This window comes from Xanthovirga aplysinae, from assembly GCF_009711365.1.
GTDB classification, from domain to species: domain Bacteria; phylum Bacteroidota; class Bacteroidia; order Cytophagales; family Cyclobacteriaceae; genus Xanthovirga; species Xanthovirga aplysinae.
The window spans coordinates 1-9,680 of sequence record NZ_SMMB01001154.1 but is presented as its reverse complement, the minus strand read 5'-3'; the positions used below and the strand labels follow the sequence as shown (position 1 = coordinate 9,680).

Annotated in this window: 8 protein-coding genes; 5 read left to right on the top strand and 3 right to left on the bottom strand. The window is 37.3% G+C overall.

The annotated features are described in order from the left end of the window. Positions 1 to 228 precede the first annotated feature (228 nt). From E1171_RS14710 to E1171_RS14695, 4 genes are all read left to right on the top strand, one after another. A complete protein-coding gene (locus tag E1171_RS14710; protein ID WP_222931509.1) occupies positions 229 to 1,713 on the top strand; it encodes a carboxypeptidase-like regulatory domain-containing protein in 1,485 nt (494 codons plus the stop codon). 338 nt (positions 1,714 to 2,051) lie between these two features. Then, positions 2,052 to 2,744 carry a succinate dehydrogenase cytochrome b subunit gene (locus E1171_RS14705; RefSeq protein ID WP_155206796.1) on the top strand — a complete coding sequence of 231 codons (693 nt, stop codon included), beginning with the start codon at positions 2,052 to 2,054 and terminating at the stop codon, positions 2,742 to 2,744. 18 nt (positions 2,745 to 2,762) lie between these two features. Next, positions 2,763 to 4,691 (top strand): fumarate reductase/succinate dehydrogenase flavoprotein subunit, encoded by a 1,929-nt coding sequence (locus E1171_RS14700; protein ID WP_155206795.1) that lies wholly within the window; start codon positions 2,763 to 2,765, stop codon positions 4,689 to 4,691. 69 nt (positions 4,692 to 4,760) lie between these two features. Then, positions 4,761 to 5,513 (top strand): succinate dehydrogenase/fumarate reductase iron-sulfur subunit, encoded by a 753-nt coding sequence (locus E1171_RS14695; protein ID WP_155206793.1) that lies wholly within the window; start codon positions 4,761 to 4,763, stop codon positions 5,511 to 5,513. A 139-nt stretch (positions 5,514 to 5,652) separates the two neighbouring features. Here E1171_RS14695 and E1171_RS14690 read toward each other — a convergent pair whose 3' ends face one another. Continuing rightward, positions 5,653 to 6,168 carry a DUF4494 domain-containing protein gene (locus tag E1171_RS14690; RefSeq protein WP_155206791.1) on the bottom strand — a complete coding sequence of 172 codons (516 nt, stop codon included), beginning with the start codon at positions 6,166 to 6,168 and terminating at the stop codon, positions 5,653 to 5,655. 152 nt (positions 6,169 to 6,320) lie between these two features. Beyond that, positions 6,321 to 7,688: an MATE family efflux transporter gene (locus E1171_RS14685; protein WP_155206790.1), complete on the bottom strand. Its 1,368-nt coding sequence runs from the start codon at positions 7,686 to 7,688 to the stop codon at positions 6,321 to 6,323. An 865-nt stretch (positions 7,689 to 8,553) separates the two neighbouring features. Between E1171_RS14685 and E1171_RS14680 the strand changes: the two genes are divergently transcribed. Further along, positions 8,554 to 8,742: a hypothetical protein gene (locus E1171_RS14680; protein WP_155206788.1), complete on the top strand. Its 189-nt coding sequence runs from the start codon at positions 8,554 to 8,556 to the stop codon at positions 8,740 to 8,742. 95 nt (positions 8,743 to 8,837) lie between these two features. Here the strand turns inward: E1171_RS14680 and E1171_RS14675 are convergent, their stop codons facing one another. Beyond that, positions 8,838 to 9,644: an enoyl-CoA hydratase/isomerase family protein gene (locus tag E1171_RS14675; RefSeq protein ID WP_155206787.1), complete on the bottom strand. Its 807-nt coding sequence runs from the start codon at positions 9,642 to 9,644 to the stop codon at positions 8,838 to 8,840. Between the last annotated feature and the right edge of the window lie 36 nt (positions 9,645 to 9,680).

The window sequence follows — 9,680 nt, the reverse complement described above, 5'->3', positions numbered from 1 at the left end:
ATTTTAAACAGTTTATTTCTAAATATTGATTTTTATTGAGTTTTTTTAAAATGTTTTTTTATTTAAATAATTGAATAATAATTTTATTTTTTTCAAAAATTAATTGTTTAATTTTGAGTTATAATTGATGAAATTTTGCTTTTGAAGCATTATTTAATTAGGTTCTTTTTTCTGCAAATTACTATGGATCTTTTTGTGAAAAATATTAAATCATTTTTAGGGTGTTTCATGTTTGTCTTTTTGTTCTCTTGTACAGAGGAAACCGTGGATCCTGATTTCTATGGATTTGTAAATGGAAAGGTAGTCATAGGAAATTCGGAGGAAGGAATTTCTGGAGCAAAAATTACCACAAGTCCTGCCACTGAAATTTATTATACTGAAGAGGATGGAACCTTTTTTATTGACTCCCTAAAGACAGGAGAATATTTTGTGATTGCTGAGATGGAAGGGTTTAAAGATAGTCGGGTGAATGTTATTGTATCCGAGGATGAGGTGGAGGAGGTAACTCTTCCTTTAAGCGTTGAAAAGGTTGATAATACTGCTCCCCAGGCTGCCGTAAATATTGCTCCTGAACATGAATCCAACATGCAAGAGCGGGATTTGGAATTGATATGGTCGGCTTTTGATGCTGACACCTTGGACCAATTGTATTTTGATGTTTATTTGTTTACTTCAGGGTCGACACAAAGAGAAAAAATAGCAGAAAATCAAACTGACACCACCCTTATGGTTACTTCCCTTCAATTTGATACGGATTATTTTTGGTATGTGGTGACAAAGGATCAGGATACGGAAATTATTTCCGAAACCTGGAGTTTTAAAACCCTACCTTATCCTGATAACCCTATCTTTTTTGCCAGTGACCGGGAAGGGAGTTTTGATATTTATTCTGCGCAAATAGATGGAGAAAGCTTGACACGCTTAACGGATTGGCAAGCCCTTGAGTGGGAACCAAAAATGAGTCCTAGAGGAGACCTACTAGCCTTTATTTCAAATAAGGAAACAGAACCTCATATTTATACCATGACACCACAGGGGCAAGATGTGAAACGAGTGACAACTTTGCCTGTGACAGGAAACCATAACAATGGAGTAGGTTTTTCATGGTCACCTGATGGGAAATTTTTCCTATATAGTAATAAAAATAAATTGTATCGAATTGATAGAGATGGTACTAATTTGGATTTGATAGCTACGGCCCCTGTTGACAGGCATTTTAGAAGGTGTGACTGGAAAGATTTTGGCACAAAAGGACAGCTCATAGTGGTGGAAACTGTGGGGTTGGAGCCTTATGATACCGAACTATATACAATGAATCCGGATGGCTCTAATCAGCAACTGCTTGTAGATAATTTACCTGGGATTGTGGAAAGTCCTGTTTTTTCTCTTGATGGCTCTAAAGTGATGTACACCGTGGATCAGCTTGGAAGAGAGTCAGCTGATGGCCGTCAATTAGATGCTCATATAATGGTAATTAATTTGTCGGATAATCAGGTAACTGATTTATCTATGGGAACTAATGGCGATGTGGATACTAAACCAATTGGAACTAATGACCTTTACCCTCGTTTCTCTTCTGATGGTTCTAAAGTTATTTTTGTTAATGTGACTAATAACGACCGAAATGCCCCCCAAGTGTGGATGATGAATGCTAATGATGGAAGTAATCGGGAATTGTTATTTGATAATGCTACTACCCCTTCCTGGTATTAAAAATTTTTAAGAAATTCAATTTGTGGATTAAGCATTTGATCCTGAAATCTTCAAGTTTTTCTATGAAAGTAAGCTTGAAGGTTTCAGGATTTTTTTTGATCGTCCTTAGATGGTTTAATGACTTTTTGAGTTTTAAACATGGGTTTTGGCACTTTCCGACTCTTTATTGTCGGTATTAATGGTATTTTCTTTAGGAATTTATCGTTTAGAAAATAACAAGGAAGTGTCTCTATTTAGAAAGATTTAAAATAAGCAATGCCAAATTGCTTGCTATTCGTTCCGTATGTACCTTTGGGCTATTATTGATTTTTCATATTTAAAAGTTAATTGTCAATCTAATGAGTTGGTTTAATCAAACGTTTTCAAGTACGCTTGGAAAAAAGTTGATCATGTCGGCGACAGGTTTATTTTTAATCCTGTTTTTGATAGGTCATGTGGCAGGTAATCTGCAGATATTTTTTGCTGAGGCTGATAATGGGCGACTATTTAATGAGTACGCCTTGTTCATGACCACAAATCCTGCGGTTAAGGTGTTGTCCTACCTGACTTATATTTCCATTTTGGGGCATGTATTTTACTCTATTGCTTTAACCCAACGAAACAAAAAGGCCAGACCTGTTGGATATTCAGTTGAAAATGCCAGTGCAAACAGTGCTTGGACTTCAAGAAACATGGGGGTGTTAGGTACATTTGTTCTGATATTTTTGGTCATTCATTTAAAATCATTTTGGTACGAAATGCATTGGGGAGGAATCCCAGTTCAAAACTATGATGGACAGGAAGTAAAGGATTTGTACGTTATCGTAAAAGCAGCATTTTCCCAATTGTGGTATGTGGGCTTGTATGTTTTTTGTATGATTTTACTGGCATTTCACCTTTCTCATGGATTTCAGAGTGCCTTCCAGACTTTGGGTTTAAATCATAAAAAGTACACTCCTTTAATTAAAAAAGTGGGAATGGCTTTTGCGATTATCGTTCCTTTATTATTCGCATTGATGCCAATTTACGTCTACATTCAAAGTTTAGGATAATTTAGATCGAATTATACAATGAAATTAGAATCAAAAATTCCGGAAGGCGCTATAGGCGACAAATGGACCAAACATAAATTCAATGTTAAGCTGGTAAATCCTGCCAACAAAAGAAAGTACGATGTGATTGTGGTGGGTACTGGTTTAGCTGGGGCATCAGCAGCAGCATCCCTTGGGGAGTTGGGTTATAATGTAAAAGCATTTTGTTTTCAAGATAGCCCTCGTCGAGCCCATAGTATTGCTGCACAGGGTGGTATTAATGCCGCAAAAAATTATCAAAATGATGGTGACTCCGTTTTCCGTCTATTTTATGATACGGTAAAAGGTGGAGATTATAGAGCCAGGGAGGCAAATGTACACCGTCTTGCAGAAGTAAGTGTAAATATCATTGACCAGTGTGTAGCTCAAGGTGTTCCTTTTGCTCGTGAATATGGAGGATTGTTGGCAAACCGTTCTTTTGGAGGAGCACAGGTTTCGAGAACTTTTTATGCTAAAGGCCAGACCGGGCAACAATTGTTGTTGGGAGCTTATTCTGCATTGAGCCGCCAAATTAAAAACGGTAAGGTTGAAATGCACAACCGTACTGAAATGCTCGACCTTGTAATGGTAGATGGAAAAGCTCGAGGTATTATTACTCGTGATTTAATTACTGGTAAAATAGAGCGACATAGTGCACACGCCGTGGTTTTAGCAACTGGCGGTTATGGAAATGTCTTTTTCCTTTCTACTAATGCTATGGGATCCAATGCCACTGCTGCATGGAGAGCACATAAAAAGGGAGCTTTAATGGCTAACCCTTGTTATACCCAAATTCACCCAACTTGTATCCCAGTTTCTGGGGATCATCAGTCAAAACTAACTTTGATGTCAGAATCCTTGAGAAATGACGGTAGAGTATGGGTGCCAAAGGATGCTGCTAAGGCTAAAGGACTTTCAGCAAAAGATGCTGCTAATATTCCGGACTCAGAAAGAGATTACTACCTGGAAAGAAGGTATCCTGCTTTTGGTAACCTGGTGCCTCGTGATGTGGCTTCAAGAAACGCCAAAATGGTTTGTGATGAAGGACGTGGGGTAGGAACTACTGGCTTGGCGGTATTCCTGGATTTTTCTGACGCTATTAAAAGAGATGGTAAAAAGGTAGTAGAGGCCAAATATGGAAACCTTTTCGATATGTACAAGCAGATCACAGGGGACAATCCATATGAAATGCCAATGATGATTTATCCTGCCGTACATTACACCATGGGAGGCCTATGGGTTGATTACAACTTGATGACTAATGTAGATGGGTGTTATGCTATTGGTGAGGCTAATTTCTCAGACCACGGCGCAAACCGATTAGGTGCTAGTGCTCTAATGCAAGGTCTTGCAGATGGATATTTTGTATTGCCTTATACCATTGGAGACTATCTGGCAAAAATGCCATACGAAAGAGTATCTACTGATCATGCTGCATTTGAAGAAGCAGAAAAGGCTGTAAAAGATAAGATCAATACACTATTAAATATAAAGGGTTCTCAAACCGTAGATGATTTCCATAAGAAGTTAGGTAAGATTATGTGGGAATACTGCGGTATGGCTCGTAACGAAGCAGGTTTGAAAAAAGCCAAAGGTATGATTCGTGAGTTAAGAGAAGAGTTCTGGGAGGATGTGAATGTGCTGGGAAGTAACGAAGAGTTAAACATGTCTCTGGAAAAAGCGAATCGTGTTGCCGATTTCTTAGAATTAGGAGAATTAATGGTGGACGATGCTTTAAATAGAGATGAATCTTGTGGTGGACACTTCCGTGAGGAACATCAAACCGAGGAAGGTGAAGCCAAGCGTAATGACGAGAAATTTGCCTACGTTGGTGCCTGGGAATTCCAGGGTGTTGAAAAGGATGAAGTCCTGCATAAAGAAGAACTTGTCTTTGAAAACGTTAAATTGACTCAGAGAAGTTATAAGTAATTTTAATTAGTAATGAGTGATGAGTTGTTTTTTCAATTCATTGCTAAGAAACTCATAACTATAAAGAAAATGAATCTCACATTAAAAGTATGGCGTCAGAAAAACGTCAATGATAAAGGAGGATTTCAAACTTATCAAGTGAGCGACATCTCTGAGGATATGTCATTCCTTGAAATGTTTGATGTTTTAAATGAAGATTTAGCTCGAAAAGGGGAGGACCCTATTCACTTCGATCACGATTGCCGTGAAGGTATTTGCGGTATGTGTAGTATGTACATCAATGGCCGGCCTCATGGTCCTAAGCAGAAGATTACCACTTGCCAGTTGCATATGAGAAGCTTTAAGGATGGAGATACCATTACCGTGGAACCATGGAGAGCTGGTGCTTTTCCAGTAATTAAGGACTTAGTGGTAGACAGGAGTGCATTTGACAGAATCATTCAGGCAGGTGGATATGTAAATGTAAACACAGGAGGAACACCAGATGCCAATGAAATTCCAATTCCTAAAACGGTAGCCGATGAAGCCATGGATGCAGCCACTTGTATTGGTTGTGGTGCTTGTGTTGCGGCCTGTAAAAATGCTTCTGCTATGTTATTTGTAGCTGCAAAAGTTTCTCAATTGGCCTTATTGCCTCAAGGACAGGTGGAAAGAAAGACTCGTGCCGAAAATATGGTGGCTCAAATGGATGCCGAAGGTTTTGGTGCTTGTACGAACACAGGAGCTTGTTCTGCCGAATGTCCTAAAGGAATTAGCCTAACTACCATTGCTCGCTTGAATAGGGAATATTTCTCTGCTAAAGCAAGTTCTGAGAATGTCTAAGAAGATTTAATACTTTAATAATGCCCCCTTCCTTGGGCTAGCATTTATAAATAGAAAAGATCGGTTAATTAAGCCGATCTTTTTTTGTTTTCTATTTTCAATATTCTTTTTAAGTTGCCTTTTAGGAATATTAGTTTGGTTAATTTTCTTCTACTTCGGTTTCAGTTTCTGCTTCAACTTCTGATACTGGCTTTAAATTATCTGGGATTTCCTCTTCTTTTTCCTCATCAGAAATGTAAGGGAAAACCTCCACGATTGGGCTCTCCACAACCTCAGGAACACGGAAAGTTACGAGCATATTATTTAAACTTTCGTGAATACGATCGTAAGCCTCTTTCACATCCTTGGCAGTAACAATCATGAAGTGATTGACGCGCTTTTCTTTTCCACTTTCGTCATCCACTACTACATAAGAAACTTTGCATTTGTGCCAAACATCTGCATCTTCGTAGTGGAAAATATCCACAATGTTACTTTTGCTGATATTTGGTACGGTGAAGTCTCCCCGAACAATTTTGCTCATTTCTTCATAGATGCGTGCCTCTGCCTCAGTAAATGACATGGCATCCACAAGATAGGGTTCCGTTACACTTTTTAGCAATCCTTTATCGTCTTCCCTAAGGTATTTTACTTTACAAAGAAACCAGGTTTTCATAGGCGGTCTGTTATTATTGTGTTTGCAGCCCGAAAGTTAGTAACAACTATTGGTAGGACAAAGGGAATGCCTTCGAAATCATATTTCAATTTGGAAGAGCCAAGGAATATTTATGTCTTTTCCAATCCTTTTATTCTAAACTGGTTATCATCTTAAACAACCTTATTAGTGCCTACAAGCTTCATTTCTACCTTCAGTTTTTTCATAGAAGGTATTAAGAAAGATAAAGTAAGTATAAAAGCGCCCACATCGGAAAGTGGAAAAGACATAAATATTCCTTCTAAACCAACATAATTTGGAAGGATAAGTATCAATGGAATCATAATAATGATCTGTCGTGATAAAGTCAGGAAGAAGGCAGGGCCCGCCTTCCCAATGGCTTGAAAGTACCCAGTTCCAAGGGTAAAAACTCCAATTATTGGTAGGGAACAGGCACCAATACGTAATAATGGGCTTCCTAGCCTTATTAATTCATCATCCTTAGAAAATAAATCAAATACATATTCTGTATACCCTTCCACAGCAATGAAGAAAATTAGGGAAAGTGAAAGAATGACTGTAAGGGAATAACGAAATGATTTGGAAATCCGATCGTAATTTTTTGCTCCATAATTAAAGCCTACTAAAGGCAAAAAGCCTTGTGTTATTCCCACTATAGGCGCATAAGTGAAATTGATTACTCGGAAAATCACCCCGTAAATAGAAAGATAAATTTCACTTCCGTATTCTAATAAGCTTAGATTAATAAGGGTTGCGACAATGGATAATCCTCCAAAGCGTACAAAGGAGGAACTACCAATGGCAAAAGTTTCTTTAACTACAGCCCATTGAAATTTCCAATACTTCAAACTTAAGGACATCAAGCTATCTTTTCCTCCCAAGAAGATTAAAAGGTAAGTGGTGAGAGCCACTTGAGAAAGCATGGTGGCCAGTGCAGCTCCTTTTACTCCCCAATTGAAAACAAGAAGGAAAAGGGCATCTAATCCGGTATTGAGTAAAGCAGAAAAAATCAAACTATACATGGCTACTTTAGCATAGCCTTCTGAACGTACCACATTATTGGCCATCATTCCGAAGGTCAGAAAGGGTGCTCCCAATAGAACAATCCGGTAGTAATCGGTAGCGTAGGCTTCGACCGCACCTCGAGCACCAAAAAAGTTAAGAATAGCGTCCTCAAATAAATATCCCCCAGTCAGGATTACTAAGGACACTATACAAATGACCAACAAAAGATTTCCAAATGTTTCTTTAACTTTTTCATATTTTCCAGCACCCAATTGGCGAGAAATGATGGAAGAGCCTCCTATACCAGTGGCCATTCCAAAAGTCCCTATTAGAGTACTGATAGGTAGTACCACCGTAAGCCCTCCAATAGCTTGTGCACCTACGGCATGACCCACGAAAATGGAGTCTACAATATCATAAAGTGTAGTAACTAGGGTGCCGATTAGGGCTGGAAAGGCTAACTTTAATAAAGCTTTTCCAATTGTTTCTTTTCCTAAGAGTGTTTCGTTACTCATAAATTTTAAAAAAATAGGTAGATAAGCTTTATCTTTTTGGTTTATATATTATTCCTTATCAAAAGCAAGGGAGTAATTTCCCTCTTTTTTTCTTGCTTTTGTTTTTCTTCTCCACTTATAGAGTCTGTGGAAGTCTTAATAACTTTTATTTAAAAGGCAAAGAGTAAAAATCAGGGATGTAAATGTTTGAACGTGTAAATTTATGAATAAAAATTGAAAAAATGATTTAGTTTCTTCTTATGGTCCAGTGAGTCCACAATTTAATCCATCCCTATTCCAGCTGGGAAGGGTTTTAAGTTCCATAAATGATCCATGTTTTACTTTTTTCAATCTACAATAAAGCCTAAAAAACGTTACTCATTTAAAAAGGTTTCAGAGTTTTGAAGTAAAGAATAACTTCATTATCACTCTCAATTTATTCTCGGTATGGTGTAGGTCTTTTTGTGTTTTTATCTTAAAAAGAATATCCTAGTCAATTAATTTTTTTGTTAAATCCATTTGACTAAACATTGAAGTTTCAGTAAGGTTTAAATGGAAGTTGAAGGGCCGAAGTTGAGTGGGGATGAATTATTATTCTAAAAATTTGAGGAATAGGATTTTCGTTACAGGATTATTTTTCAAACAACTGAAAGATAGACTTTCCTCAAATTCTTGATACTGTCTTTTTATCCTTCTATTTCAGGAAATAACTCCTATTCATTTTCTGTTTGTTTGTTTTATCGGCCACCTCCAGGTTTTTTGAAATCACTTTAAAAGAGGCTGGTTACTTAATTCTTCCGGATGGATATTTCCGGAATTTTATCGAAGTGAAGTAAAAGTATTTATCTTAAATGAGCTTTAATAAATTTGAAAAAGAGGAAGGAAGATGAGGGGATTTTATTTAGGAGTATTGTTGATGTTGGGTGCCTTTGGATTGTTGGCACAGGCAAATAATGTAATAGATACCATTGTGATAAATAATGGAAATTGGAATATTTTTATTCACCGGATCATTCAGGAGGATAATAACAATGTTATGAAGGGTATTTTCACGCTTGAGGAGTTAGCCCCTTGAAGAGGGGCTAAGTTTTAAAATTTGGTTACCCAATTCTTTGTTTTCAAATTTACAATTTGAAAACAGGAAAAGGTTAATTTTAAATTATTGGCCAATTAAGCGGACTTCAACATTTTTATGGTATCCTGGAAAATTCCTTCCAGATCGTCAATTTCTCTTTCTGTTTGAGCTCCTTGTGATAATAAAGCCTGAATAATTGTTTGTGTTTTATGTTCCCCAGCACGTTTTACAAAATAGTCTCTCTCAATTTCTATTGCTTTATTTTCGTTCGTAAGTGCTTTTTCAACGATATCTTTATACATGGAGATATTGGCTCCCCCATAAGAAATAATCTGTTGGGCTATTTGATCAACTAGGGCATTGATTTTAGAAGAGGGAACAAATAGAGTCGCCATTCCCATTTTTGCTGCGTCTTCTCCCTTAATGTCTTGTCCAGTTAGCAAATAGTAAAGGGCCTTATCTTTACCCAATTGCCTTGCCATTCGGATTGCTCCCTGTCCCCCTGTTGGAATATTGGTGTTAATTTCTGGCTGTCCTAAAGCTCCTTTTTCACTGATGATTCGTAAATCCATTGCCTGAAGTAATTCATTACCTCCGCCACGTGCGACTCCATCAATTACCCCAATAGTCAAAGGACGAAGAGTTTTTATTTGATCAATCAACCGCATAAAATTTTGTGTTCCTACCATTCCTTCTCTGGTAGTGTTAATGGAGTGTAAATCCAAATGAGCACTAAAGATATCAGGGATATCTGATTTAAAGATGATTAAATGTACGGATTGATCAGCATTTAATTTGGAAGTGGTTTCCAATAAAAAATTCACTAATTCCGGACTTAAAAGGTTAATTGGTTGGTGATTTAGGGATACCGTTGCGATTCCATTTGAAATATTTGTTTTCATACCTCTTTTGTTTTTTTAGGTTAAAAACGTGACCAT